Source organism: Streptomyces sp. NPDC046931, from assembly GCF_040644655.1.
Lineage (GTDB): Bacteria > Actinomycetota > Actinomycetes > Streptomycetales > Streptomycetaceae > Streptomyces.
Map to the genome: position 1 here is coordinate 1 of NZ_JBEYWX010000003.1, position 23,876 is coordinate 23,876.

Consider the following 23,876-nt stretch of genomic DNA (forward strand, 5'->3'; position numbering starts at 1 on the left):
GCGCCGCCGGAGCCGGGGCGGGCGCCGCCGGAGCAGCGGGAGCCGGGGCGGCAGCGGCGGGTGCCGGGGCCGGGGCGGCCGGGGCCGGGGCAGCCGCGGGAGCGGCACCCGGCTGGCCGATGACGGCGAGCTTGGAGCCGACCTCGGCCGTCTCGTCCTCGCCGACCACGATCTCCAGCAGCACACCGGAGGCGGGCGCCGGGATCTCGGTGTCGACCTTGTCGGTGGAGACCTCGAGCAGCGGCTCGTCGGCCTCGACGGAGTCACCGACCGACTTCAGCCAGCGGGTGACGGTGCCCTCGGTGACCGACTCGCCGAGCGCGGGCAGGACCACGTCGGTGCCCTGGGCGCCACCGGCCGGAGCGGGCTCGGCGGCGGGAGCGGCAGCGGCAGGCGCGGGAGCGGCCGGGGCCTCGGCGGCCGGAGCCGGAGCGGGCTCGGCGGCGGGGGCGGGCTCGGCGGCCGGAGCCGGAGCGGCGGCCGGGGCGCCCGAGCCGTCGTCGATGACGGCCAGCTCGGCGCCGACCTCCACCGTCTCGTCCTCGGCGACCTTGATGGAGGACAGCACGCCGGAGGCGGGCGCCGGGATCTCGGTGTCGACCTTGTCGGTCGAGACCTCGAGCAGCGGCTCGTCGGCCTCGACGCGTTCGCCCTCGGCCTTCAGCCAGCGGGTGACAGTGCCCTCGGTGACGCTCTCACCGAGCGCCGGAAGGGTTACGGAAACCGCCATGGTTTCGGTTTCTCCTTAACGAAGTGCGGAAGTCTGTGTCGTCGCGTCCGAAGACTGAAGGCGTCAGTCGTGGGAGTGCAGGGGCTTGCCGGCCAGGGCCAGGTGGGCCTCGCCGAGCGCCTCGTTCTGCGTCGGGTGGGCGTGGATGAGCTGGGCGACCTCGGCCGGCAGCGCCTCCCAGTTGTAGATCAGCTGCGCCTCGCCGACCTGCTCGCCCATGCGGTCGCCGACCATGTGTACGCCGACCACGGCACCGTCCTTGACCTGGACGAGCTTGATCTCGCCCGCGGTCTTGAGGATCTTGCTCTTGCCGTTGCCCGCCAGGTTGTACTTGAGAGCGACGACCTTGTCCGCGCCGTAGATCTCCTTGGCCTTGGCCTCGGTGATGCCCACGGAGGCGACCTCCGGGTGGCAGTACGTCACCCGCGGCACACCGTCGTAGTCGATCGGGACGGTCTTGAGGCCGGCCAGCCGCTCCGCCACCAGGATGCCCTCGGCGAAGCCGACGTGGGCGAGCTGGAGCGTCGGGACCAGGTCGCCGACGGCGGAGACGGTCGGGACGTTGGTGCGCATGTACTCGTCGACGAGGACGTAGCCGCGGTCCATGGCGACCCCGGCCTCCTCGTAACCCAGCCCCTGGGAGACCGGGCCGCGGCCGACGGCGACGAGGAGGACCTCGGCCTCGAACTCCTTGCCGTCGGCGAGGGTGACCTTGACACCGTCCTGGGTGTACTCGGCCTTCTGGAAGAAGGTGCCCAGGTTGAACTTGATGCCGCGCTTGCGGAAGGCGCGCTCGAGAAGCTTGGAGGAGTTCTCGTCCTCGACCGGGACGAGGTGCTTGAGGCCCTCGATGATCGTGACGTCGGAACCGAAGGACTTCCAGGCGGAGGCGAACTCGACGCCGATGACGCCGCCGCCGAGGATGATCGCGGACTTGGGCACGCGGTCGAGGACGAGGGCGTGGTCCGAGGAGATGATGCGGTTGCCGTCGATCTCCAGCCCCGGCAGCGACTTCGGCACGGAACCGGTCGCCAGGAGGATGTGGCGGCCCTGGATCCGCTGACCGTTCACGTCGACGGACGTCGGGGAGGACAGCCGGCCCTCGCCCTCGATGTAGGTCACCTTGCGGGAGGCGATCAGGCCCTGCAGACCCTTGTACAGGCCCGAGATGACCTCGTCCTTGTACTTGTGGACGGCCGGGACGTCGATGCCCTCGAAGCTGGCCTTGACACCGAACTGCTCGCTCTCGCGGGCCTGGTCGGCGATCTCGCCCGCGTGCAGCAGGGCCTTGGTGGGGATGCAACCCCGGTGCAGGCAGGTGCCGCCGACCTTGTCCTTCTCGACCAGGGCGACGTCCAGGCCCAGCTGCGCCCCGCGCAGGGCCGCGGCGTAACCACCGCTACCACCGCCGAGGATCACTAGGTCGAAAACGGTGCTGGCGTCGTTCGCCACGTCACGTCCTCCATGCATGTGCGCCGTGCGCCGGTCTCCGATGACCGGCAGGCGGCTGGTGTCCGGCCGCTTGTTGCTTCGGCCCTTCGGTGGGGCCCTGTCCTGCCGAGACCCCATCTTTGCACTTGTCGGCGGCTGAGGAGACGCCGGGCCGCTGTCTGCAACGTCTGATCCATCACGTCGGGAGGTCGCGGCCGCCCCGCCCGCGAGGAATTCGTCGACGGCGTAACGCCCGTACGCCCGGGAGAGCGGGCCGGGGTGTGCGGCGACGAGTGCGGCGGTCGCGGGTACGCCCCGACGAGGGCGGCCCCGGGTGCCGTGGCACCCGGGGCCGCCCTCATGTGCGCCTCATGCGCGCGGGGGGAGTCAGCCGAGGTCGCCCTCGGCGGTCAGCTCCGCGAGCCGCACCAGGGTGCGGACCGCCGAACCCGTGCCGCCCTTCGGGGTGTACCCGAAAGGCGCCTGCTCGTTGAAGGCCGGGCCGGCGATGTCGAGGTGGGCCCAGGTGATGCCCTCGCCGACGAACTCCTTGAGGAACAGACCGGCGACCAGGCCGCCGCCCATTCGCTCGCCCATGTTGGCGATGTCGGCCGTGGGAGAGTCCATGCCCTTGCGCAGGTGCTCCGGCAGCGGCATCGGCCAGGACTGCTCGCCGACCTCGTCGGCGGCCTCGTGGATCGCGGTGCGGAACGCGTCGTCGTTCGCCATGATCCCGAAGGTGCGGCTGCCGAGCGCCAGCATCATCGCCCCGGTCAGGGTCGCGACGTCCACGATCGCGTCCGGGTTCTCCTCCGACGCCGCCCACAGCGCGTCGGCGAGCACCAGACGGCCCTCGGCGTCCGTGTTGAGGACCTCGACGGTCTTGCCGCTGTACATGCGCAGCACGTCACCGGGACGGGTGGCGGAGCCGGACGGCATGTTCTCGGCGAGGGCGAGCCAGCCGGTGACGTTGACCTCGAGACCGAGACGGGCGGCGGTCACGACCGCGGCGAAGACCGCCGCCGCGCCGCTCATGTCGCACTTCATGGTCTCGTTGTGGCCGGCCGGCTTGAGGGAGATGCCGCCCGAGTCGTAGGTGATGCCCTTGCCGACGAAGGCCAGGTGCTTGTCCGCCTTGGGGTGCGTGTACGACAGCTTCACCAGGCGGGGGGCGGAGGCCGAGCCCGCGCCGACGCCGAGGATGCCGCCGTAGCCGCCCTTGGCCAGCGCCTTCTCGTCGAGCACCTGCGCCTTGAGGCCGTGCTCCTTGGCCGCGGTCTGCGCGAGGGCCGCGAAGGCCGCCGGGTTCAGGTCGTTCGGCGGCATGTTGATCAGGTCGCGCGCGCGGTTGAGCTCCTCGGTGACCGCGACGGCGCGCTCGACGGCCGCCTTGTACGCCTTGTCGCGGGGCTTGCCGCCGAGCAGGGCGACCTCGGCGAGCGGAGCCTTGCCGTTCTTGGCGTTCCTGCCGCTCTTGCCGTTGTTTTTGTACGTGTCGAAGGAGTACGCGCCGAGCAGCGCGCCCTCGCCGATGACGCCGGCGTCGGCGGCGTCCGTGATCGGCAGCGCGAAGACGGCCTTCTTGGAGCCGGCGAGCGCACGGGCCGCGGAGCCGGCGGCCCGGCGCAGCGACTCGGCGGTGTAGGTCTCGTCCTTCTCCGGTGCCGCACCGAGACCCACGGCGACCACGACGGGAGCCTTGAAGCCGGAGGGCGCGGGCAGCTTCGTCACCTCGCCCTCGGCACCCGAGGCGCCCAGGGTCTCCAGGACGGCGGCGAGCCTGCCGTCGTACGCCTGGTCCACGGCCTCGGCGCCCGGTGCGACGACCGGGCCCTCGGCGCCCTTCGCGACACCGACCACGATTGCGTCGGCGCGCAGGCCGGCCGCCGCGGCGGTGCTGAGAGTGAGAGCAGTCACGGTGGTGAATTCTCGCTTCCAATTGAGTTTCGGTGGCCGAACGGGATGGGGTCGACCGGCCCGGGAACCGACCCTAGATTGCTCCGATCGTTCGGTCTTCACCTGGGCAGGGAAACACCCGGCACGAGCCTACGCGCGGTGGCCGGGTTCGCCATGGCCGAGGGTGCCCGCCCGCCCGTGGCGCCCCGCCGCACCGTGGAGCGCCGGGCGTCGGGCGATCCCCCTTCAGCCCAGGGACAGCACCACGAGCGCGGTCGTCGCGGCCGTTTCCGCGAGGCCGCCGAAGACATCACCCGTCACCCCTCCGAAGCGCCGGACGCAGTGACGCAGCAGCAACTCCGCGGCGGCCACCGCGAGCACCACCGAGGCCGCGGTGCGGACGCCGCCGTCAAGGCCGGACAGCGCGCCCCCGGCCGCCGCCGACGACGCGGTCACCGCGAGCCCCACCGCGAGGGCGCCCCCCACCGGAACCACCCCGGCGACCGCCGCCCCCAGCCCCTCCGGCCGCGCGGCCGGCACCCCGTCGCGCGCGGCCAGCGTGAGGGCGAGCCGCGCCGCGGTCGCCGAGACGACGGCGGCCAGCAGGCCCCGCGTCCAGGAGGCGCCGTACGCCTGTGCGAGGGCCGCCACCTGTGCGAGCAGCACGAGCACCAGGGTGATCACACCGAACGGCCCGATGTCCGACTGCTTCATGATGCGCAGCGCGTCCTCGGCGGGCTTTCCGCTGCCGAGCCCGTCCGCGGTGTCGGCGAGCCCGTCCAGATGCAGGCCCCGGGTCAGCACGGCCGGCACGGCGGCGCCGGCGACGGCGGCCGTCAGCGGGCCCGCGCCCAGCAGGAGCAGGACCGCGCCGAGCACTCCGGCGAGGGCTCCTACCGCAACTCCGGCCAGCGGCGCGCACACCATGCCGCCGCGAGCGGCCTCCCGGTCCCAGCGGGTCACCGTGACGGGCAGCACGGTGAGGGTGCCGAAGGCGAAGCGGAGGCCGTGCAGCTGCGGGGTCTTGGACACGGCCGAAGGGTACGGGACCGGTACGGCCGTCCTGCCGTCGGGCGGCCGTGAACAGGCGGGGTGGGGGCCGCCGCGGGCACACTTGCCCGATGGGCCACTGGCTGGAGCGCAACATCGTCGAGCCGGGCAAGCTCCCGCTGCTGCTCGCGCTGGCCTCGTTCGTGCTGACGTTCGTGGTCACCCGGGTCGTCACCCGTCTCATCCGCGCGGGCAAGGGCCCGTTCGGCAACGTCAGCTACGGGGGTGTGCACATCCACCACGTCGTCCCCGGTGTCGTCCTCGTCGTGGTGGGCGGTTTCGGCGCGCTCGCCAGCCGCCACGGCCCGGGTTCCGGTGTCTGCGCGATGCTCTTCGGTGTCGGGGCGGGCCTCGTCCTGGACGAGTTCGCCCTGATCCTGCACCTCGCCGACGTCTACTGGACGGAGGAGGGCCGCAAGAGCGTCGAGGCCGTCGTGCTCACGGCGGCCCTGGTCGGGCTGGTCCTCGCGGGCTTCGCGCCGTTCGGCGTCGACAACGTCTCCGCGGACGAACTGCACGATCGCGCCGCCGTCGCCGTGAGCGTCGCCGCGAACTTCCTCCTCGTGCTGCTCGCCCTGAGCAAGGGCAAGGCGCGTACGGCGCTGTTCGGCGTGATCGTCCCGCTGATCGCCATGGTCGGCGCCGTACGGCTGGCCCGCCCCGGCTCCCCGTGGGCCAGACGCTTCTACCGCCGACGGCCGCGCGCCCGCGCCAGGGCGGGCCTGCGCGCGTACCACCACGACCGCCGCTGGGCGGCCCGCAGCCGCAGACTTCAGGACTGGATCGGCGGCAGGCCCGACTCGCAGGACACCCGGGTGCCCCAGCGCCAGTAGCGGCCCAGCGCCGAGAGGCCGCACAGCACCAGCACCGCGGCGATCGCGGCGATGTGCTCCTTGCCCGCGAGGTTCTCCTTGATCAGGAGTTCCCCGGCCATCGCCGTGGTCACCACGCCGCCCGTGACGTACGCCTGGTAGCGCCAGGAGAGAAACAGGGCCAGCCCGATCACCGCCGCCGACGGGCCGGTGTCGACGACCTGCGCATCCGTGGCGGCCAGCCCCAGCGGATGGTGCGGGCCCAGTTCGACCCCCACGCGCGCGTACAGCGTGCCCGCCAGCGTGGCGACGTACGCGATACCGAGCGTGCGCAACCAGCCCAGGCAGATCTCGCCGATCCCGAACACACACAGGATCTGAAGGAGCGCCCCCCACACCGGCAGATCGAGGGCCGGTACGAAGAGGGAGAACGGGGTCCGCAGCAGCGCCTGCCCGAGGGGCTCCTCGGCCCGTACGGACCCGATGTGCTGCACGAACGCGAAGCCCCACGACTGGTTCTGCACGAACTGAAGGACCGACGTCAGGCACACGGCCGTGAGCGTCATCGGCACCGCCCGCCACCGCCGCCGTGCGAGGGCCTGCCGCACGGTGACGTACAGCGGTCCCCACTCGGTGCGGGCCAGACGGGCGAGTGCGTTCATCCAGCGTTCCTCATCGTCCGGCGCTCCTCATCTGTGTGACTCCAGGTGCTTGCGGTGCAGCCACTTCGGCAGTCCCGGAGCCTCCAGGAACCCCTCGGCGCGCGCCGAGGCGACGCCGATGCGCAGCAGGTCCGCGCTCTTCTCGAAGAGCAGGAACCGGGGCTCCCAGATGGGCCGGTACTTCGCGTTGGCCCGGTACAGCGACTCGATCTGCCACCAGCGCGAGAAGAAGCTGAGCAGCGAACGCCACAGCCTGAGCACCGGTCCGGCGCCGAGGCGCGCACCACGTTCGAAGACGGACCGGAACATGGCGAAGTTGAGCGACACCTGGGTGATCCCGATCTCGCGGGCGCGGCGCAGGAGTTCGATGACCATGAACTCCATGAGTCCGTTCTCGGAGTCGCGGTCACGCCGCATCAGGTCGAGCGAGAGTCCGCGTGGTCCCCACGGCACGAAGGACAGCAGCGCCCGCAGCCGGCCCTCGGCGTCCGCGCACTCCAGCATCATGCACTGCCCGTCCTCCGGGTCGCCGAGCCGCCCGAGCGCCATGCTGAAGCCGCGTTCGGTGGCCCCGTCCCGCCAGTCGTCGGCCTTCTCCAGCAGGAGTGCCATCTCCTCCGCGGGGATGTCCTGGTGGCGCCGGATGCGTACCGTGTACCCGGCGCGCCTCACCCGGTTGCAAGCCTGGCGGATGGTGCGCATGGCCCGCCCGTCGAGGGTGAACTCGCCGACCTCCACGAGGGCTTCGTCACCGAGTTCGAGGGCGTCCATCCCGTGCCGCGCGTACACGGTCCCGGCCTCCTCGCTCGCGCCCATCACCGCCGGGATCCAGCCGTGCGCGCGGGCCTCGGCGAGCCAGGGCTCGATGGCGCCGGGCCATGCCTCGGGGTCGCCGAGCGGGTCGCCGGAGGCGAGCGAGACTCCGCCGACGACGCGGTAGGCGACCGCGGCCTTGCCGGTGGGTGACCAGATCACGCTCTTCTCCCGGCGCAGTGCGAAGTACCCGAGGGAGTCCCGCTCGCCGTGCCGGGCGAGCAGCGCCCGCAGCCGCTTCTCGTCGTCCTCGGTGAGCGGGTCGACGGCCCGCCGGGAGCGGAAGGCGGCGTACAGCACGGCGAGCACCAGCAGCGTGCTGAACACGTTGATGGTGACGTTGACCCAGTTCGGCGTGGAGATGCCGGGGTAGTGCGACTCGTCGGCGGTGACCGAGACCAGCCGCAGGGTGCCGTAGCGCCACCGGTCCGGGAAGGTCGAGCGGTGCGCGTCGTGCGCGGTGTTGGTGACGGTCACCAGGAGCGCGGCGAGCAGCGAGGATGCGAGCAGGCCGCCGGCGGCGACCACGGCGGCGAGCCGGGGGTTGGAGCGGTCGCCCTTGGCGTAGAACTCGCGCCGCCCGACGAGGAGGGCGGCCACGAAGCCCGCGGTGAGCACCAGGGAGACCCAGTTCTGCGCGTACCGCCGGATCTCCGGGAAGGTCATGGCGAAGGCGAACAGCAGCAGGAACGGCCCGCCGAGCGCCAGGTTGAGGATCCATGCGGCCCGCTTGCGCCGGCGCATGGTGACGGCCAGGAACATCGTGAAGACGCCCGAGGCGAAACCCGCGGTCAGCAGGTACGGGGTGAAGAGGTCCTCCTGGTTGTGCCGCCGTACGTCCTGGCCGAGGGAGACCCAGACGGCGGAGAGGAAGTTGACGAAGGTGACGGCGCGCAGGTACCAGACGGCGCAAGCTGCGGCCCGCCGGGAGGCCCGACTGGGCCGCCGCGCCTCGCTCTCCGGCCGAACCGTGCGTTCCTGTTCCGCGGTAAAAGGGGCATCTCCCATGAACGGCGATGATATGGGGCGTTCGAGTGTGTGCGGGGGAGCCGTACGAGGCGGAATCCGGCCGGTCCGGCCTCTCCGGACCGGCCGCGCGCCCGGCCGTTCACAGCGCCCGGCAGCGCGTCGTGCCCCCGCTCCTTCGCCGTGCTCCGGTTACTCGTAACCCTCGGCCCGAGCGGACTCCTCCGGGAGCTCCGCCGCCAGCGCGGCGGCGGCCTGCACCAGCGGCAGCGCCAGCAGCGCACCGGCTCCCTCGCCGACGGTCACACCGTGGTCGAGAAGCGGCTCCAGCGCCATCCGGTCCAGTGCCTTGGCCTGCGCGGGCTCGCCGCTGTTCTGCCCGGCCAGCCACCAGTCCGGCGCGCGGAACGCGATCCGCTGCCCGACCAGCGCGCACGCCGCCGACACCACCCCGTCAAGGATCACCGGGGTCTTGCGCACGGCGCACTGCAACAGGAAGCCCGTCATGGCGGCCAGATCGGCCCCTCCGACCGCGGCGAGCAGCTGCATCTGGTCGCCCAGCACCGGCCGGGCCCGCCGCAGCGCGTCCCGTACGGCCGCGCACTTGCGCATCCACGCCAGGTCGTCGATCGCAAGACCCCCGCGCCCGGTCACCACGGACGCGTCCGTTCCGCACAGCGCGGCGACCAGCACGGCCGCCGCAGTGGTCCCGCCGACGCTCACATCCCCGAGGAGCACCAGGTCGGTCCCGGCGTCCGCCTCCTCGTCCGCGACCGCGATCCCCGCCCGGAACGCCGCCTCCACCTCTTCGGGCGTCAGAGCGTCCTCGACATCGATGCGTCCGCTGCCGCGCCGCACCCGGTGCCGTACGACGTCCGCGGGCAGTTCGTCCGGATCGCAGTCCAGCGCCATGTCGACCACGCGCACGGGCACGTTCAGCTGCCGGGCCAGGATCGACGCCGTGCTCGCGCCCTCCAGCACCGCCCGCACCAGCCGGTCCGCACTGCCCGCCGGCCGCGCGGACACGCCGAGGCCGGCGATGCCGTGGTCGCCCGCGAACAGCACCACACGCGGTCGCTCGATCGGCCGCACCGGTACGGCGGACTGCGCGGCCGCCAGCCACTCGCCCAGGTCGTCCAGGCGGCCCAGTGCCCCGGGCGGCACGATCTGACGCTCCCGGCGCGCTTCCGCGTCGCGGCGCACCCCGCCGTCGGGGCGCTCGATCAGATCGGTGAAGTCGTCGAGATTAAGCGAGCTCATTCGCCGAACAGTACCGGCCCTGATCCAGCGTCGAGGCGCCACGTCGACGCCATGTCATTGCATCTCCGAGCGGTGTTCCGTACATACCTTTTGGGTAGATATGTTCGCGCGGCTCGGTCACGGCCGAACGCCCCTTTCACCGCTGCCGTCGGTCGTCCCGCCGTCACCCCACCGCCTTCAGCCGTCACCAGCGTCACCACCGTCGCCCACAGGAGCCGCCCATGCGCCGCACCCCACGGACGGCCGCCGCGCGCCGCGCCGATTGCCCCGGCGAACCCGCCCCGGACATCGGCCGGTTGCCGGAACCACCCCGCAAGGACTGCCCGTGGTGCGGCTCCCCGCGGCTGCGCAGCCGGCCGCGCGCCCGGCACCCGCTGTGGCCGGGCGCGTTCGGCGTCGACGTGTGCCGGGACTGCTCCCACGTCTTCCGCAACCCCCGCCCCACCGCCGAGGAACTCGCCCGCCACGACTCCGACGCCCCCGACGGCCACCCGGGACGTCACCGCCTCGCCGAACGCCTGCTCGGCGCCCGCGCGAGCGCCCGGCGCCACCGGGCCGCCGCCCGCGCTCTGCTGCCCCTCGTGGAGCCGGAGAGCTGGCTCGACGTCGGCACCGGGCACGGCCACTTCCCCGAAGCGGCCAGGGAGATCCACCCGTACACGTCCTTCGACGGACTCGATCCCACCCGGCGCGTCCACCGGGCGTGCGCCGCCGGCCGCCTGGAGGAGGCGCACCGCGGACACCTCACCGACCCGGCGATCCTCGCACGCCTGCGCTCCCGCTACGACGTCGTCAGCATGCTCCGCCACCTGGAGCACACCCCCGACCCGCGCGCCGAGCTCCGCGCCGCCCTGACCCTGCTGCGCCCAGGCGGCCATCTGCTCGTCGAATCCGCCGGCCCCGGCCGCGCGTTCGGCCGGCTGCCCGGCAAAGGGTGGTGGGCTCTCCATGGCCGGCCGAGGGGTCTCCACCTCGTGCCGCAGGCCAACCTGCTCGCCGAACTCGAGGCCCTGGGCTGTGCGATCGTCGATGCCACGGCCACGGCGAACCGCGCGCCGGCCACGCTGCCGAGGCTCCTCCGCCTCTCGACCGCCTACCGGGTCATCGCCCGCAGACCGCCGTCACCCGCCTAGCGCCGGGCGAACCGCCATCACCCGCGTGCGCGGGCCGGGCCGCCGTCATTCGTGTGCGTGGGCCGGGCTGCCGTCAGCCGCGTACGCCGGCCGGGCTGCCGTCACTCGCGCAGTGTCAGCGCCTGTCCGGCCACCACCAGCAGCACATGCTCGCACTCCGCGGCGAACGCCGCGTTCAGACGGCCGAGTTCGTCGCGGTAGCGGCGGCCGGAGGCCGTGGCCGGGACGATCCCGGAGCCCACCTCGTTGGAGACGGCGACAACCGTCCGGCGGGTCCCCCGCACCGCCGCCGTCAGCTCCTCCACCCGTGCCCGCAGCGCCCGCTCACCGCCGTCCGCCCACTCCGCGTCGTCCCATGCGTCCACCGCGTCCATCGCGTCGGTCAGCCACAGCGACAGACAGTCGATCAGCAGCGGCGGCCCGTCCTCCTTCAGCAGCGGTACGAGGTCACAGGTCTCGGCGGTGCGCCAGGACCCGGGCCGCCGCTCCCGGTGCGCGGCCACCCGCGCCGCCCACTCCGCGTCCCCGCCCCGCGACCCGCCCGTGGCCACGTACAGCACGTCCGGGAACGCCTGAAGACGCCCCTCGGCCTCCACCGACTTCCCCGAGCGCGCCCCGCCCAGCACCAGAGTGCGCCGCGGCACGTCCGGAACCTCGTCGTACGCGCCCACGGCCAGCGTCGTCCCGTCCGGCACCGCCCGGGCTCCCGCCGCCGCGAGCCGCCGCCGCAGCTCGGCGCCCGGCGGCACATCGTGGTCGAGGTGCACGGCGATGACATCGGTGGTCGGCCCGGCCGCCCCCACCGCGCGCAGCCTCGCGAGCGCGTCCGGCCGCCCCACCACATCGGCGACCACCATGTCGTACGGCTCCACCGGCCCCTCCAGCCCCGCCGGCGCCCCGCCCGGCGGCAGATACAGCAGCCGCAGCCCGTCCGGGCCCGTCACCGCGTAGCCCGTGCCCGGCGCGTCCATCGCGAGTGCCCGTACCCGATGGCCGGTCAGCAGCGCCAACTCCCGCCCGTCCGGCACTCGCCCGGGCTGCGGCAGACCCGCCGGAACCTCCACCGGGGGACCCTCGTGCGGGTGCGTGAGCAGCACCTGGCGCACCCCGGTGAGTGAGTGCCCGGCGCGCGCGGCCGCGAACGCCGCGCCCGGCGTCAGATCCAGCAGCAGCGTGCCGTCCACCAGCAGCGCGGTCGCCGCGCGCGCCTGAGGACCGAGCGCACGCGCGCAGGCCGCGCAGGGACAGTCGGGGCGGGGGAGTCCCGCGGGGGCACCGGTGCCGAGCAGAGTCAGTTCCACGGACCCGATTTTCCCGGGTCGCCGCAGGTCTTGCGCGTCCGGCTAGGCTCAGGACAGCGGCCGGACCAAGATCCGGCCTGTGCTCTGCATGTGCTCACATCTGGGAGGCGTACATGGCGGCATGGACGTGGCGGTTCGAGAAGGCCGACGGGGCGGAGGTCCAGCCCGCGGTCGCGCCCGAGGAGTTCACCACGCAGGGGGACGCCGAGTCATGGATCGGGGAGCACTGGAGGGAACTGCTCGACGGCGGCGCCGACCGGGTGTGGCTGTACGAGGACTCGGCGGAGATCTACGGGCCCATGAGCCTGCACGCCGACGAGGCCTAGCCGTGGGCGCGAGGGCGGGCGAGGGCCGCACGGCCCTCGCCCGCCCTCGCGCCGCTACTGCTCGCTCAGGGTGATGCCGGCCGTCCTGCGGACGCCGTCGCGGGTGTAGGTGACGGTCGTCCGCTGCCCCGGCCGGTCGCCGGCGAGCGCCTCCGCGAGAGAGGTGACCGTGGTGATCTGCCGGTCACCCAGCCCGACGATGACGTCCCCGGTCTTCAGGCCCGCCTTGTCGGCCGCGCCGCCCGGCCGGACGTCGACCACCGCGACCCCGATCGGCCGGGAGCCGCCGTTGACCACCGTGCGGCCGGTGATGTCGAGCGCGGCCCGCCCCGAGGCGGTGACCCTGCCGCTCTTGATGATCTGGTCGGCGATCCTCTTCACCTGGGACGCCGGGATGGCGAACCCGATGCCGGGCGCCGCGCCGTTGCCGGCGAGTTCGGGGTCGGTCGCGGCGAGCGTGGGGATGCCGATGACCTGGCTGTTCAGGTTGACGAGTGCGCCCCCGCTGTTGCCCGGGTTGATCTCCGCCGAGGTCTGCACCATGTTCGCGAGGGTGGCGCCCGGGCCTGCCTCGCCCTGCTCGCTGACGGTCCGGCCGGTCGCCGACACGATCCCGTCGGTCACGCTCGACGACAGCCCGAGCGGGGAGCCCATGGCGAGGACGATCTGCCCCACCTCGACCTTGGCCGCATCGCCGAAGACGGCCGGCCGCAGGCCCGCCGGCATCCGGTCCAGCCGGATGACTGCGAGGTCCTGCTGCGGATACGAGTAGACGAGCCCGGCGGTGAGCTCCTCCTGGCTGTTGGCGGTCGTCACCTTGAAGGTATTGTGGTTGCCCACCACATGCGCGTTGGTGACGATGTGTCCCTTGTCGTCGTACACCACGCCGGATCCCAGGGCATCGCCGGCCTGGATCTGCACCACCGAGGGCAGCACGTTCCTGATGACGCGCTGATAGTCGCTCTGGAGGTCGTTGGCGTTCGTGGGGGAGGGCGCCACCGCGCTGGTCGCGCCCTCCTTGCCGGCCGGCGCCCCGGCGACGGTGCAGCCGACGGGCAGGGCCAGGAACCACAGGAGCAGTGGAACGCACCGCCGAACGGCACGGGTACGGGAAGCGTCCATGCCCCGAGTCTCACCTCGGCAGGACCCTCCGGCTCCTTGTGCGCGTCCGAACGAGGCCGGGCCCCGCTCAGCCGCGCACCCCGCACAGATGCAGCAACGCGGCCACGCCCCGATACGGATCCGCGCGCCCCGCCCGTTCCTCCGCGGCCAGCAGGTGCTCCAGCTCCGCGGGGAGCGGTGCGTCATCGGGCGCCGTGTCCGTGAAGACCCGCACCCCGTACCAGGTGTGCAAGGGCGCCCCGATCCCGGCGAGCGTCGCGGTCAGCGCCGCCAGCCGGTCGGCCCGCACGGTCAGGCCCGGGCGGGATGGGGGTTCCCCCGCTCGAGCGGAGTCGGGAGTGGGGGAGTAGGCGGTCGTTTCGAAGGCGGTGAGCGCCGTGTCCCAGTCCCCGGACAGCCCCGGCCGCATCGCCGGCGCGTCGCCGTTCCGTACGAGCAGCGACAGCAGTCCCCCGGGCGCCAGCATCCGCGCCAGCCCCGCCAGCAGCGGATCGGGCTCGTCCACGTACATGAGCACCCCGTGGCACAGCACGACGTCGAAACTGCCCGGCAGGAAGTGCACCCCCGTGTCGCGCCCGTCCCCCTCGATGATCCGCATCCGCTCCCGGATGCCCTCGGGCTCCGCGGACAGGGCCTGACGAGCCGAGGCGATCATCGTCGGGTTCTGCTCGAGCCCGGTGACCCGGTGCCCGGCCCGGGCCAGGCGCAGCGCCTGGGTGCCCTGGCCCATCCCCACGTCGAGCACCCGAAGCCGCTGCCCGACCGGGAAACGCCCGGCTATCTGCTCGTCGAGCTGCCGGGCCACCAGCTCCTGCCGTACGACATCGCGCAGACCGCCCAGCCCGTTCAGCCGGGCATCCGCCGCCTCCCCGGAGAAGGACTCCGCGCTCAGGGCCGCTCTCCGCGCTTGACCTGCGGCTTCGGCAGCCGGAGTCGGCGCATCTGGAGGGAACGCATCAGCGCGTAGGCGACCGCGCCCTTGGTGTTCTGGCCGGCGAAGCGCTCGCTCAGCCGCTTGCGCAGCCGGAACCCGGAGAGAGCCGAGTCGAGCACGATCAGCACGATCACGACAAGCCACAGCAGCAGCGCGATGTTCTGGAGCGAGGTCACCTTCACCAGGCTCAGTGCCAGGATGACCACGGCCATCGGCAGGAAGAACTCGGCGACGTTGAAGCGCGCGTCGACGTAGTCGCGGGCGAACTTGCGGACGGGACCCTTGTCCCGGGCCGGCAGATACCGCTCGTCACCGCCTGCCAGCGCCTGGCGCTGCTTCTCCATCTGCACGCGGCGCTCGTCGCGCTGCCGTTTGGCGGCGTCCTTGCGCGTCGTCGGCGTGCTGGCGACGCTGCGTCGCTGGGACTGGGCCTCACTGCGCTTGGGCGTGGGCCGGCCCTTCGGGGCCTGCGGGTCACGGGGCTGCTTGGAGTCGGTCACCGGCGCCTTGTCGGCGACCTGGGCCTTCTCGTCCTTGGCACGGCTACGGAACACAAAACCCAAGGGTACGGTGTCCCGCCGCATGGACCCCAGCCCCGTGAGGAACGATCCGGCAACATCGGTCGTCTGTACTGGGACAGAGGGGCCCGAAAAGGAAGACCGCTGCCGTTCTCCCGCGAGGCGGCCCGGGGAAACATGGAGTCACCCCGTACGCAACCTCGGGGGACACCTACTCCCTACGCCGGAGCGGGAGAACCCGCAGTCGTCCTTGGGTATGACCGCATCCGTTCCCGAACAGTGCGGTAATGGATGCAGGGCCCGTACTGTGGGTCCTGTCGCAGACCTGTGAGCCGGAGTCCGTCAGAAGGGGGCGCGCGAAGCCCATGAGCGGTGTCATGAAGCGTATGGGGATGATCTTCCGCGCGAAGGCGAACAAGGCCCTTGACCGGGCCGAGGACCCGCGCGAGACCCTCGATTACTCGTATCAGAAGCAGCTGGAGCTGCTCCAGAAGGTGCGCCGCGGAGTCGCGGACGTGGCGACCAGCCGCAAGCGCCTGGAACTCCAGCTCAACCAGTTGCAGCAGCAGTCCTCCAAGCTGGAGGAGCAGGGCCGCAAGGCGCTCGCGCTCGGCCGCGAGGACCTGGCCCGGGAGGCTCTGTCCCGGCGCGCCGCGCTCCAGCAGCAGGTGACGGACCTGGAGACCCAGCACCAGACCCTTCAGGGCGAGGAGGAGAAGCTGACGCTGGCGGCCCAGCGCCTCCAGGCGAAGGTGGACGCCTTCCGCACCAAGAAGGAGACCATCAAGGCGACCTACACGGCGGCCCAGGCGCAGACCCGGATCGGCGAGGCGTTCTCGGGTATCTCCGAGGAGATGGGCGACGTCGGCCTGGCGATCCAGCGCGCCGAGGACAAGACGGCACAGCTCCAGGCCCGTGCCGGCGCGATCGACGAACTGCTGGCCTCCGGCGCCCTGGACGACCCCTCCGGCATGGCCAAGGACGACATCCAGGCCGAGCTGGACCGGCTCTCCGGCGGTACGGACGTGGAGCTGGAGCTTCAGCGCATGAAGGCGGAGCTGGCCGGCGGGTCGGCCGACCAGCGGCAGGCGCTGGAAGGCGGCACGGGCCAGGGGCAGTCCCAGTCCCAGCCGCAGGACACCCCCCGCTTCGACAAGCAGTGACGTTCGGTAACGCTGTCACCCACGGGTCCACGTCCTAAGGAGGGCCACATGATCGTACGGATCATGGGGGAGGGGCAGGTGAAGCTGGACGACGCCCACTTCACCGAACTGAACAAACTGGACGACGAGCTGCTCCAGGAGATGCAGAGGGACGACGAGCAGGGCTTCCGCCGCACCCTGAACTCCCTCCTGGACGCGGTCCGCCGTCTGGGCACCCCGCTGCCGGACGACTCCCTGGAACCGTCGGAGCTGATCCTGCCGTCGCCGGAGGCGACCCTCGCGGAGGTCCGCGAGATGCTGAACGACGACGGCTTGATCCCGGGCTGAGGGATTCGGCACCAACAGCCCGTGAGCACACTGGAACGCACCCGGTGCCGCATCCGCGCGCACCCCCTCGCCCTGGACGCCGCCCTCGCCTTCGGTGTCCTGGTCTGCATGGTGGCCGGCTCCTTCGTCGACCCCCACGGCGAAAACGGCGCCACCTGGAGCACGCGCGGCCCGGCCGTGCTCAGCCTCACCCTCATGGTGCTCGGCGCGGCGGCGCTCGTGCTGCGCCGCCGGTCGCCCTTGACCGTCCTCGCGGTCACCGGCGCGCTCTCCCTCGTGGAGCTCCTCACCGCCGACCCGCGCGCCCCCGTCGCGATGTCCGCGGTCGTCGCCCTCTACACCGTCGCTGCCACCACCGACCGCCCCACCACCTGGCGTGTCGGCCTGCTCACCATGACGGTGCTCACCGGCGCCGCCATGCTCTCCGGGCCCCTTCCGTGGTACACCCAGGAGAACCTCGGCCTCTTCGCCTGGACGGGCATGGCCGCGGCCGCGGGTGACGCCGTCCGCAGCCGCCGCGCCTTCGTGCACGCCATCAGGGAGCGCGCCGAACGCGCGGAACGCACCCGTGAGGAGGAGGCCCGCCGCCGGGTCGCCGAGGAGCGGCTGCGCATCGCCCGGGACCTGCACGATGTCGTCGCCCACCACATCGCCCTGGTCAACGTGCAGGCCGGGGTCGCCGCGCATGTCATGGACAAGCGCCCCGACCAGGCGAAGGAGGCCCTCGCCCACGTCCGCGAGGCCAGCCGCTCCGCGCTCAACGAACTGCGCGCGACCGTCGGTCTGCTGCGGCAGTCCGGCGACCCCGAGGCACCCACCGAGCCCGCCCCCGGCCTCGCCCGTCTCGACGAGCTCGCCGACACCTTCCGCAACGCCGGCCTCCCTGTGGAGGTCGCCCGCGCCGACCACGGCACCACCTTGCCCGCGGCCGTCGACCTGGTCGCGTACCGCGTGATCCAGGAGGCCCTGACCAATGTGCAGAAGCACGCGGGCCGGACGGCGAAGGCCGAGGTCAGCGTGGTGAGAGTGGGGCCCCGTGTGGAGATCACGGTCCTCGACGACGGTGCGGGCGAGGACGCCTGGCACGAAGGCGACGACGGATACACCGGACGCGGCCAAGACGCCCGACACGACGGACGCGGCGGGCATCCCGGGCGCGGCGGGCACGGACTGCTGGGCATGCGGGAGCGCGTCACCGCCCTCGGCGGCGCCCTCACCACCGGTCCCCGCTACGGAGGCGGCTTCCGGGTCCATGCGATCCTGCCGCTCAAGACGCACACGACGACGGCAGCCGGGGAGAACGTGTGACCGCCGCCCAGGGAGGGCCCGTATGACCATCCGTGTCCTGCTCGCCGACGACCAGGCGCTGCTGCGAAGCGCCTTTCGGGTCCTCGTCGACTCGGAGCCGGACATGGAGGTGGTCGGCGAGGCGTCCGACGGTGCGGAGGCGGTCCGGCTGGCCGCGGAGCGGCACGCCGACGTGGTCCTCATGGACATCCGGATGCCCGGCACGGACGGTCTCGCCGCGACCCGTCTGATCAGCGCCGATCCCGCTCTCGCCCAGGTCCGGGTGGTCATACTGACCACCTTCGAGGTCGACGACTACGTAGTGCAGTCGCTGCGCGCCGGGGCGTCCGGCTTCCTCGGCAAGGGCTCCGAACCCGAGGAACTGCTGAGCGCCATCCGGGTCGCGGCGGGCGGCGAGGCGCTGCTGTCCCCCGCCGCCACCAAGGGGCTGATCGCCCGGTTCCTGGCCCAGGGCGACGACGAGCGCGACCCGGCCCGCTCCGACCGGCTCGGCACCCTGACCGTCCGGGAACGCGAGGTGCTCGTCCAGGTCGCCGGCGGCCACTCCAACGACGAGATCGCCGAACGGCTGGAGGTCAGCCCGCTCACGGTGAAGACACACGTCAACCGGGCCATGGCCAAGCTCGGTGCCCGCGACCGGGCCCAACTCGTCGTCATCGCCTACGAGTCGGGGCTGGTGCGGCCGCGGGCGGAGTGACCGGCGGGAGGAGGCCCGAGCGCCGCGCCGAGGAGGCCCGAGCGCGGCGCCCGGTCCGCTACATCCAAGGGTGGAGTGCGCTCCACCGGGCCGTACTGCGCCCGTAGTAGGTGCCTTGTGAGGAACGGGACCTCGGGGCGACGGAACGGCGCCGGCCCATGCCTCAAGGTGTAAGGGCGGGCGCTCACCGCGCCCCGGACCCTCCGCTCAGCCACAGAGAGAGACGCCGACCCATGTCCTGGCTGTCACGCTTCAGCCTCGCGCAACGGGCCCTGATAGCGCTGATGTCGATCGTCGCGCTCGTCTTCGGGGCGATCGCCATACCCCAGCTCAAACAACAACTGCTGCCCACCATCAACCTGCCCATAATCTCCGTCCTGGCGCCGTACCGGGGTGCGTCTCCCGACGTGGTCGAGAAGCAGGTCGTCGAGCCCCTCGAGAACAGCCTGAAGGCGGTGGACGGCCTCAAGGGCGTCACCTCCACGGCGAGCGAGGGCAACGCCGTCATCAGGGCGTCCTTCGACTACGGCAACAACACCAAGCAGCTGGTCGCCGACGTCCAGCAGGCCGTGGGCCGGACCCGGCTGCCGGACTCGGTCGACCCCCAGGTCATCGCCGGTTCGACGGACGACATCCCGGCCGTGGTCCTTGCGGTCACCTCCGGCAAGGACCAGCAGGCCCTGTCCGACCAGCTCGACAAGACGGTGGTGCCCGCCCTGAAGGGCATCGACGGCGTCGGCCAGGTCACCGTGGCCGGTGTGCGCGAACTCCAGGTCACCGTCTCGCCCGACGACGCGAAGCTCGCCCGGGCCGGACTCACCCCGGCCGCCCTCGGCCAGGCGCTCCAGGCGGGTGGCGCGACGGTCCCGGCGGGCTCCTTCGACGAGAACGGCGGCAACCGCACGGTCCAGGTCGGCGGCGGCTTCACCTCGCTCGGGCAGATCGAGGACCTGAGGGTCACGCCGGGGGCCGGGAAGAAGCCCGTACGCCTCGGTGACGTCGCCACAGTCCGGCAGGAGCAGTCCAAGGCCGACTCCCTCACCCGCACCGACGGCAGGCCCAGCCTCGCCGTGAACATCACCATGGACCACGGCGGCAGCGCGGTCGCCATCTCCGACGCCGTCAAGGACAAGCTGCCCGGCCTGCGCAAGGACCTCGGCTCCGGAGCCAGGATCACCGTGGTCGGCGACCAGGGCCCGGCGGTGTCGAAGTCCATCCACGGCCTGACCACCGAGGGCGCGCTGGGCCTGCTCTTCGCGGTCCTGGTGATCCTGGTCTTCCTCGCCTCGCTGCGCTCGACCCTCGTCACCGCGGTGAGCATCCCGCTCTCGGTCGTGCTGGCCCTGATCGTGCTGTGGACGCGCGACCTGTCGTTGAACATGCTCACCCTGGGCGCGCTCACCATCGCCATCGGCCGGGTCGTCGACGACTCCATCGTGGTCCTGGAGAACATCAAGCGGCACCTCGGCTACGGCGAGGAGCGGCAGACGGCGATCCTCACCGCGGTCCGCGAGGTGGCCGGTGCGGTGACCTCCTCCACGCTGACGACCGTGGCGGTATTCCTGCCGATCGGCCTGGTCGGCGGCATGGTGGGCGAGCTGTTCGGCCCGTTCTCGCTGACCGTGACGGCGGCCCTGCTCGCCTCGCTGCTGGTGTCCCTGACGGTCGTGCCGGTGCTGTCGTACTGGTTCCTGCGCGCGCCCAAGAGCGTGTCCGGGGACGCGGTCGAGGCGCGCCGCGCGGCGGAGGAGAAGGAGGCGAGGAGCCGTCTTCAGCGCTTCTACGTGCCCGTGCTGCGCTTCGCGACCCGCCGCCGCCTCACCAGCCTGGCCATCGCGGCGGTGGTCCTGGTCGGCACCTTCGGCATGGCGCCGCTGCTGAAGACGAACTTCTTCGACCAGGGGGAGCAGGAAGTCCTCAGCATCAAGCAGAAGCTGAAGCCGGGCACGAGCCTCGCGGCGACGGACGACCAGGCCAAGAAGGTCGAGAAGATGCTCTCCGGGGTGAAGGGCGTCAAGGACTACCAGGTGACGGTCGGCTCGTCCGGGTTCATGGCCGCCTTCGGCGGTGGCACCGACACCAACCAGGCGTCGTACACGGTGATGCTGGACGGCTCGGCGAAGTACGAGGACGTGCAGAACCGCATCGAGGACGGCCTGGCGAAGCTGTCCGGGATCGGCACGACCACCGTGTCGGCCGGGGACGGCTTCGGCAGCCAGGACCTGAGCGTGGTGGTGAAGGCGGCCGACGCGGACGTGCTGCGCAAGGCGTCTGAGCAGGTCCGCGCCCAGGTGGCCCAGCTGAAGGACGTCACGGACGTGACCAGCGACCTGGCGCAGAGCGTGCCGCGCATCTCGGTCCGGGCCGACTCTCGTGCCGCCGCGGCCGGTCTCGACGACCAGACGCTGGGCGCGGCCGTCGCCCAGGCCGTCGGGGGCAACACCGTCGGCAAGGCGGTCCTTGACGACACCGAGCGCGACGTCGTCATCAGGGCGGCGAACCCGGCGACGACGCTGGAGCAGCTGAGGAACCTCCGGCTGGGCCCGGTGCGGCTCGCCGACGTCGCGACGGTGAAGCTGGTGGACGGCCCGGTGTCGATGACCCGGATCGACGGTCAGCGGGCGGCGACGATCACGGCCCGTCCGACGGGTGACAACACCGGCGCGGTGAGCGCGGACCTCCAGTCGAAGATCAACGCGCTGGAGCTGCCGGCGGGCGCGAAGGCGGAGATCGGTGGTGTCTCGCAGGACCAGAGCGACGCGTTCAAGAACCTGGGCCTGGCGATGCTGGCCGCGGTGGCGATCGTGTTCATGCTGCTGGTCGCCACGTTCCGCAGCCTGGCCCAGCCGCTGATCCTGCTGGTGTCCATCCCGTTCGCGGCGACGGGCGCGATCGGTCTCCTGGTCGCCACGGGCACCCCGATGGGCGTTCCGGCGCTGATCGGCATGCTGATGCTGATCGGCATCGTGGTGACCAACGCGATCGTGCTGATCGACCTGATCAACCAGTACCGCAAGCAGGGCCTCGGCGTCGTCGAGGCCGTGGTCGAGGGCGGCCGGCACCGGCTGCGCCCGATCCTGATGACGGCCCTGGCGACGATCTTCGCGCTGCTGCCGATGGCCCTGGGCATCACCGGCGAGGGCGGCTTCATCGCCCAGCCGCTCGCCGTGGTGGTGATCGGCGGCCTGGTCACGTCGACCCTGCTGACGCTCCTGCTGGTTCCGACGCTCTACGCGATGCTGGAGCTCCGCAAGGAGCGCCGGGCGAAGAAGAGGGCGGCGAAGCGGCAGAGCAGGGACAAGGACACGGTCCTGGAGCCCGTGGAGCCCGCGGGCGTGTAGCACGGATGACAAAAGGGCCCGGCCCGCACCAGCTTCCGTTCTAGTGGTCGTCGCAACACCCCAGTTCAGGGGATGCGATGGACTTCGAGGTTCGGAAGGTGCGGGCCGGGCCCTTTTGTCGTGGTGAGAGGCAGGACCACGGAGTCGGACCGCGGTCCTACGGCAGCGCCAGCATCCGCTCCAGCGCCAGCTTCGCGAAGGCCTCCGTCTCCTGGTCCACCTCGATCCGGTTGACCAGGTTGCCCTCGGCCAGCGACTCCAGCGCCCACACCAGGTGTGGCAGGTCGATGCGGTTCATCGTCGAGCAGAAGCACACCGTCTTGTCGAGGAAGACGATCTCCTTGCCCTCCGGCGCGAACCGGTTCGCCAGCCGCCGTACGAGGTTCAGCTCCGTGCCGATGGCCCACTTGGAGCCCGCCGGGGCGGCCTGAAGCGCCTTGATGATGTACTCGGTCGAGCCCACGTAGTCCGCGGCGGCGACGACCTCGTGCTTGCACTCCGGGTGCACCAGCACGTTCACACCGGGGATCCGCTCCCGCACGTCGTTCACCGAGTCGAGGCTGAAGCGGCCGTGCACCGAGCAGTGCCCCCGCCACAGGATCATCTTCGCGGCGCGCAGCTCCTCGGCGGTCAGCCCGCCGTTCGGCTTGTGCGGGTTGTAGACCACGCAGTCGTCCAGCGACATGCCCATGTCCCGCACCGCGGTGTTGCGGCCCAGGTGCTGGTCCGGCAGGAACAGGACCTTCTCACCCTGCTGGAACGCCCACTCCAGGGCCCGCTCGGCGTTCGACGAGGTGCAGATCGTGCCGCCGTGCTTGCCCGTGAACGCCTTGATGTCCGCGGAGGAGTTCATGTACGAGACCGGTACGACCTGCTCGGCGATCCCCGCCTCGGTCAGCACGTCCCAGCACTCGGCGACCTGTTCGGCGGTCGCCATGTCGGCCATGGAGCAGCCGGCCGCCAGGTCCGGCAGGACCACCTTCTGGTGGTCGGACGTCAGGATGTCCGCCGACTCCGCCATGAAGTGCACACCGCAGAACACGATGTACTCGGCCTCCGGGCGGGCCGCCGCGTCCCGGGCCAGCTTGAAGGAGTCGCCCGTGACGTCGGCGAATTGGATGACCTCGTCGCGCTGGTAGTGGTGGCCGAGCACGAAGACCTTGTTCCCGAGCTTCTCCTTGGCCGCGCGGGCGCGCTCGACCAGGTCAGGGTCGGACGGGGAGGGCAGGTCGCCGGGACACTCGACGCCGCGTTCGCTCTTCGGGTCGGCCTCACGGCCGAGCAGAAGGAGGGCGAGGGGCGTCGGCTGTACGTCGAGCTCCTGGGTCTGGGCGGTGGTCACGACACGCACCCTTTCTGTTCTGCGGCTCGCCGCCCGGAAGCGGGGCGGCGGGACATGCGGGACAAAGCCTTTTCGTCGAATTGACGCTATCTATCATAACTGCTTCACGTCAGTTTGACGATGGCCATAGTGTCGATGTGACGTGAATCCCGGTCCGGTGCCCCGGCCATCCCCCGGGGGCCCGGCGGTGTCACCCGGGTCGTCCACAGGCCGCTGTCCGCGTTCCGGCGCATGTGCGAGCATGAAGGGGGGAAGCGAAAAGAAACGCGCTCGGCCCGGAATGAATCCGCGGCCATGCCGGTTGCACCCGTCGGCAAGCAGTCTCCGTACAACCCGGGAGAGATGTAGATGTCCGTACAGGACGAGACCACCACCGTCACCGACGGCATCATCCTGACCGACGCCGCTGCGGCCAAGGTCAAGGCCCTGCTCGACCAGGAAGGCCGTGACGACCTGGCGCTGCGCGTCGCCGTTCAGCCCGGCGGCTGCTCCGGCCTGCGCTATCAGCTCTTCTTCGACGAGCGCTCGCTCGACGGCGACGTGGAGAAGGACTTCGGCGGGGTCAAGGTCGTCACCGACCGCATGAGCGCCCCGTACCTGGGCGGCGCCACCATCGACTTCGTCGACACGATCGAGAAGCAGGGCTTCACCATCGACAACCCGAACGCGACGGGTTCCTGCGCCTGCGGCGACTCCTTCAGCTGAGCCGGCACCACCACCGGTGGTCCCGCTGTACACGAAGGC

Annotated in this window: 21 protein-coding genes; 9 read left to right on the top strand and 12 right to left on the bottom strand. The window is 72.0% G+C overall.

Going from position 1 to position 23,876, the window contains the following annotated elements; translation table 11 throughout:
• The 4 genes from ABZ876_RS07190 to ABZ876_RS07205 all read right to left on the bottom strand — a co-directional run.
• Positions 1-730 (bottom strand): biotin/lipoyl-containing protein (locus ABZ876_RS07190; protein WP_361775624.1); only part of this gene is annotated, 730 nt, incomplete at its 3' end.
• A gap of 63 nt (positions 731-793) precedes the next feature.
• The gene (gene lpdA / locus ABZ876_RS07195) at positions 794-2,182 is read right to left on the bottom strand and encodes a dihydrolipoyl dehydrogenase (RefSeq protein ID WP_361775626.1); all 1,389 of its coding nucleotides are present in this window, start codon (positions 2,180-2,182) and stop codon (positions 794-796) included.
• A 366-nt stretch (positions 2,183-2,548) separates the two neighbouring features.
• The gene (locus ABZ876_RS07200) at positions 2,549-4,078 is read right to left on the bottom strand and encodes a leucyl aminopeptidase (protein WP_361775629.1); all 1,530 of its coding nucleotides are present in this window, start codon (positions 4,076-4,078) and stop codon (positions 2,549-2,551) included.
• A 225-nt stretch (positions 4,079-4,303) separates the two neighbouring features.
• Positions 4,304-5,089, bottom strand: a complete 786-nt coding sequence (locus ABZ876_RS07205) for an adenosylcobinamide-GDP ribazoletransferase (RefSeq protein ID WP_361775631.1) — start codon at positions 5,087-5,089, stop codon at positions 4,304-4,306.
• 89 nt (positions 5,090-5,178) lie between these two features.
• Here ABZ876_RS07205 and ABZ876_RS07210 point away from each other — a divergent pair, with 89 nt between their 5' ends.
• The gene (locus tag ABZ876_RS07210; RefSeq protein ID WP_361775634.1) at positions 5,179-5,940 is read left to right on the top strand and encodes a hypothetical protein; all 762 of its coding nucleotides are present in this window, start codon (positions 5,179-5,181) and stop codon (positions 5,938-5,940) included.
• On the opposite strand, the gene ABZ876_RS07215 is transcribed toward ABZ876_RS07210, so the two are convergent.
• The 3 genes from ABZ876_RS07215 to cobT form a co-directional block, all read right to left on the bottom strand.
• Entirely contained in the window at positions 5,880-6,581 is a 702-nt protein-coding gene (locus tag ABZ876_RS07215; RefSeq protein WP_361775637.1) for a hypothetical protein, read from the bottom strand. The two genes, ABZ876_RS07210 and ABZ876_RS07215, sit on opposite strands and share 61 nt — an antisense overlap.
• 27 nt (positions 6,582-6,608) lie before the next feature.
• On the bottom strand, positions 6,609-8,402 hold the full coding sequence (locus ABZ876_RS07220) for a phosphatidylglycerol lysyltransferase domain-containing protein (protein WP_361775640.1): 1,794 nt from the start codon (positions 8,400-8,402) through the stop codon (positions 6,609-6,611).
• A gap of 150 nt (positions 8,403-8,552) precedes the next feature.
• A complete protein-coding gene (gene cobT / locus ABZ876_RS07225) occupies positions 8,553-9,620 on the bottom strand; it encodes a nicotinate-nucleotide--dimethylbenzimidazole phosphoribosyltransferase (RefSeq protein WP_361775643.1) in 1,068 nt (355 codons plus the stop codon).
• Between the two features lie 221 nt (positions 9,621-9,841).
• On the opposite strand from cobT, the gene ABZ876_RS07230 reads away from it, so the two are divergent.
• Positions 9,842-10,753: a class I SAM-dependent methyltransferase gene (locus ABZ876_RS07230; RefSeq protein WP_361775645.1), complete on the top strand. Its 912-nt coding sequence runs from the start codon at positions 9,842-9,844 to the stop codon at positions 10,751-10,753.
• A 101-nt stretch (positions 10,754-10,854) separates the two neighbouring features.
• Here ABZ876_RS07230 and ABZ876_RS07235 read toward each other — a convergent pair whose 3' ends face one another.
• Complete coding sequence (locus ABZ876_RS07235) at positions 10,855-12,054, bottom strand: bifunctional adenosylcobinamide kinase/adenosylcobinamide-phosphate guanylyltransferase (protein ID WP_361775648.1); 1,200 nt, start codon at positions 12,052-12,054, stop codon at positions 10,855-10,857.
• 113 nt (positions 12,055-12,167) lie between these two features.
• Here ABZ876_RS07235 and ABZ876_RS07240 point away from each other — a divergent pair, with 113 nt between their 5' ends.
• Complete coding sequence (locus tag ABZ876_RS07240) at positions 12,168-12,380, top strand: hypothetical protein (RefSeq protein ID WP_361775651.1); 213 nt, start codon at positions 12,168-12,170, stop codon at positions 12,378-12,380.
• 54 nt (positions 12,381-12,434) lie between these two features.
• On the opposite strand, the gene ABZ876_RS07245 is transcribed toward ABZ876_RS07240, so the two are convergent.
• From ABZ876_RS07245 to ABZ876_RS07255, 3 genes are all read right to left on the bottom strand, one after another.
• Complete coding sequence (locus ABZ876_RS07245; protein ID WP_361775654.1) at positions 12,435-13,502, bottom strand: trypsin-like peptidase domain-containing protein; 1,068 nt, start codon at positions 13,500-13,502, stop codon at positions 12,435-12,437.
• A gap of 67 nt (positions 13,503-13,569) precedes the next feature.
• Entirely contained in the window at positions 13,570-14,307 is a 738-nt protein-coding gene (locus ABZ876_RS07250; RefSeq protein ID WP_361775657.1) for a methyltransferase domain-containing protein, read from the bottom strand.
• A gap of 83 nt (positions 14,308-14,390) precedes the next feature.
• Entirely contained in the window at positions 14,391-15,020 is a 630-nt protein-coding gene (locus ABZ876_RS07255; RefSeq protein ID WP_361775660.1) for a DUF3043 domain-containing protein, read from the bottom strand.
• A 299-nt stretch (positions 15,021-15,319) separates the two neighbouring features.
• On the opposite strand from ABZ876_RS07255, the gene ABZ876_RS07260 reads away from it, so the two are divergent.
• The 5 genes from ABZ876_RS07260 to ABZ876_RS07280 all read left to right on the top strand — a co-directional run bounded on the left by ABZ876_RS07260 (position 15,320) and on the right by ABZ876_RS07280 (position 21,790).
• Positions 15,320-16,117: a PspA/IM30 family protein gene (locus ABZ876_RS07260; RefSeq protein ID WP_361775663.1), complete on the top strand. Its 798-nt coding sequence runs from the start codon at positions 15,320-15,322 to the stop codon at positions 16,115-16,117.
• A gap of 48 nt (positions 16,118-16,165) precedes the next feature.
• The gene (locus ABZ876_RS07265) at positions 16,166-16,444 is read left to right on the top strand and encodes a hypothetical protein (RefSeq protein ID WP_361775666.1); all 279 of its coding nucleotides are present in this window, start codon (positions 16,166-16,168) and stop codon (positions 16,442-16,444) included.
• A gap of 21 nt (positions 16,445-16,465) precedes the next feature.
• Entirely contained in the window at positions 16,466-17,752 is a 1,287-nt protein-coding gene (locus tag ABZ876_RS07270; RefSeq protein ID WP_361775669.1) for a histidine kinase, read from the top strand.
• 22 nt (positions 17,753-17,774) lie between these two features.
• Positions 17,775-18,449, top strand: a complete 675-nt coding sequence (locus tag ABZ876_RS07275; protein ID WP_361775672.1) for a response regulator transcription factor — start codon at positions 17,775-17,777, stop codon at positions 18,447-18,449.
• A gap of 233 nt (positions 18,450-18,682) precedes the next feature.
• Positions 18,683-21,790, top strand: coding sequence for an efflux RND transporter permease subunit (locus ABZ876_RS07280; RefSeq protein ID WP_361775675.1), 3,108 nt, complete (start codon positions 18,683-18,685; stop codon positions 21,788-21,790).
• A 157-nt stretch (positions 21,791-21,947) separates the two neighbouring features.
• On the opposite strand, the gene nadA is transcribed toward ABZ876_RS07280, so the two are convergent.
• Entirely contained in the window at positions 21,948-23,132 is a 1,185-nt protein-coding gene (nadA, locus tag ABZ876_RS07285) for a quinolinate synthase NadA (RefSeq protein ID WP_361775678.1), read from the bottom strand.
• A 348-nt stretch (positions 23,133-23,480) separates the two neighbouring features.
• On the opposite strand from nadA, the gene ABZ876_RS07290 reads away from it, so the two are divergent.
• On the top strand, positions 23,481-23,837 hold the full coding sequence (locus ABZ876_RS07290) for an iron-sulfur cluster assembly accessory protein (protein ID WP_055491910.1): 357 nt from the start codon (positions 23,481-23,483) through the stop codon (positions 23,835-23,837).
• The last annotated feature ends 39 nt before the right edge of the window (positions 23,838-23,876 follow it).

Bases quoted from the DNA above. Each gene is read 5' to 3' on its own strand.
- ABZ876_RS07210 (WP_361775634.1), top strand. From the start codon at position 5,179: ATGGGCCACTGGCTGGAGCGCAACATCGTCGAGCCGGGCAAGCTCCCG.
- ABZ876_RS07215 (WP_361775637.1), bottom strand. From the start codon at position 6,581: ATGAACGCACTCGCCCGTCTGGCCCGCACCGAGTGGGGACCGCTGTAC.
- ABZ876_RS07220 (WP_361775640.1), bottom strand. From the start codon at position 8,402: ATGGGAGATGCCCCTTTTACCGCGGAACAGGAACGCACGGTTCGGCCG.
- cobT (WP_361775643.1), bottom strand. From the start codon at position 9,620: ATGAGCTCGCTTAATCTCGACGACTTCACCGATCTGATCGAGCGCCCC.
- ABZ876_RS07230 (WP_361775645.1), top strand. From the start codon at position 9,842: ATGCGCCGCACCCCACGGACGGCCGCCGCGCGCCGCGCCGATTGCCCC.
- ABZ876_RS07240 (WP_361775651.1), top strand. From the start codon at position 12,168: ATGGCGGCATGGACGTGGCGGTTCGAGAAGGCCGACGGGGCGGAGGTC.
- ABZ876_RS07245 (WP_361775654.1), bottom strand. From the start codon at position 13,502: ATGGACGCTTCCCGTACCCGTGCCGTTCGGCGGTGCGTTCCACTGCTC.
- ABZ876_RS07255 (WP_361775660.1), bottom strand. From the start codon at position 15,020: ATGCGGCGGGACACCGTACCCTTGGGTTTTGTGTTCCGTAGCCGTGCC.
- ABZ876_RS07260 (WP_361775663.1), top strand. From the start codon at position 15,320: ATGAGCGGTGTCATGAAGCGTATGGGGATGATCTTCCGCGCGAAGGCG.
- ABZ876_RS07265 (WP_361775666.1), top strand. From the start codon at position 16,166: ATGATCGTACGGATCATGGGGGAGGGGCAGGTGAAGCTGGACGACGCC.
- ABZ876_RS07275 (WP_361775672.1), top strand. From the start codon at position 17,775: ATGACCATCCGTGTCCTGCTCGCCGACGACCAGGCGCTGCTGCGAAGC.
- ABZ876_RS07280 (WP_361775675.1), top strand. From the start codon at position 18,683: ATGTCCTGGCTGTCACGCTTCAGCCTCGCGCAACGGGCCCTGATAGCG.
- ABZ876_RS07290 (WP_055491910.1), top strand. From the start codon at position 23,481: ATGTCCGTACAGGACGAGACCACCACCGTCACCGACGGCATCATCCTG.